This is a genomic window from Moorena sp. SIO4A1 (assembly GCF_010672065.1).
Classification (GTDB): domain Bacteria; phylum Cyanobacteriota; class Cyanobacteriia; order Cyanobacteriales; family Coleofasciculaceae; genus Moorena.
In genome coordinates, this window is record NZ_JAAHHX010000797.1 from 1 (window position 1) to 1,319 (window position 1,319).

Consider the following 1,319-nt stretch of genomic DNA (forward strand, 5'->3'; position numbering starts at 1 on the left):
ATTTGCTGGGGAAAGCCAAAAGCTTCCCATGTACAGGGAGCTGATATAGCGATCGCGAGCCTGGATGAGATGGAAATTATTTGAAGTAAACTATATTGAATCAGCAAGGGGTGAGAGAAGCGTTATTTTCAAGTTTCAATTTTCACTAAGCACAACTCCCGTAGCCTCGGTGCGATCGCACCAATTGGTAAAACCTCTTTGGCTGCTCCGAGAGCGATCGCTTCTTTAGGCATGCCAAACACCAAGGAAGTCGCTTCATCTTGAGCGATGGTCAAGCCACCAACCTCAGCGATCTTCTCCATACCACTCGCTCCATCTCTACCCATACCCGTCAATAATATGCCCACTGTAGCTTTGCCATAAAACTTGGCTACAGACTCAAATGTGACAGTTACCGAAGGGCGATGTCCTTCCAGTGGCTCTGAATCAGAACAGATAAATCGACCCATAGCATCCAATTCTAAATGCTGCTGTTCTGGTGCGAAATAAATTCTTCGTGGTTGTGGCATATCTCCTGGTTGAGCAATCTGAACTGGCAACGAACAATGACTAGCTAACCAATCGATGAATCCCTGCAAAAAACTAAGACTAATGTGTTGCACGCAAATTACTGGTAAAGGAAAATTCGACGGTAGTTGAGTGAATACCTCGTTTAGGGCTTGGGGTCCACCTGTAGATGCACCAATCACAACTATTTTTGGTTTGGAATAGTAATTAGAAGAGAAAGCAGCACGATTTCCTGTCTGTGATACTCCACCAATTTGATTTTGATTGGTGCTGTAGTCCATTGCCGGAAGCTTCCCTTTCCCAGAACTCCCCTGCTTTTGTGTACCTAGTATAGACTTTCGGTTTTTTGTAAAGACCTTGACCCCAGACAGAATTTTAATCTTATTGATCAACTCCTGCTGGAGTAACTGATTCTCCGTTGTCATTCCTGCCGACGGCTTAGGCAAAATATCCAGTGCTCCTGCATCTAAAAGCTCAAAAATCTGATCAGTATCCTCTTGCTGCACCGAAACACTAATCACCAGAATCGGTCTAGGATAGAGCGCCATAACTTTAGATGTCAACTCCAGACCATTCATGTGGGGCATATGGAGGTCTGTACAAATGACATCTGGTTGAACTTTGGGAATTAAGTTCAAAGCTTCTAAGCCAGTTCCAGCTTCTCCCACCACTTCAATCTGCTCTGATGAATTCAGAATCCTTTTCAGGACTACTATAGCAAGCGGTGAATCTTCAACTAATAAAACTCGAATAGTCATTGATTATTTTTAAATTTAAAATTTAACCTAACCTTCAACCTTCAACCTTCAACC

Annotated in this window: 1 protein-coding gene; it reads right to left on the reverse strand. The window is 43.2% G+C overall.

The features are described from left to right. Positions 1-128: 128 nt before the first annotated feature. Positions 129-1,265, reverse strand: coding sequence for a chemotaxis-specific protein-glutamate methyltransferase CheB (gene cheB / locus F6K53_RS43000; RefSeq protein ID WP_293086765.1), 1,137 nt, complete (start codon positions 1,263-1,265; stop codon positions 129-131). Between the last annotated feature and the right edge of the window lie 54 nt (positions 1,266-1,319).

Coding starts and splice junctions, on each gene's coding strand:
- cheB (WP_293086765.1), bottom strand. CDS start 1,265: ATGACTATTCGAGTTTTATTAGTTGAAGATTCACCGCTTGCTATAGTA.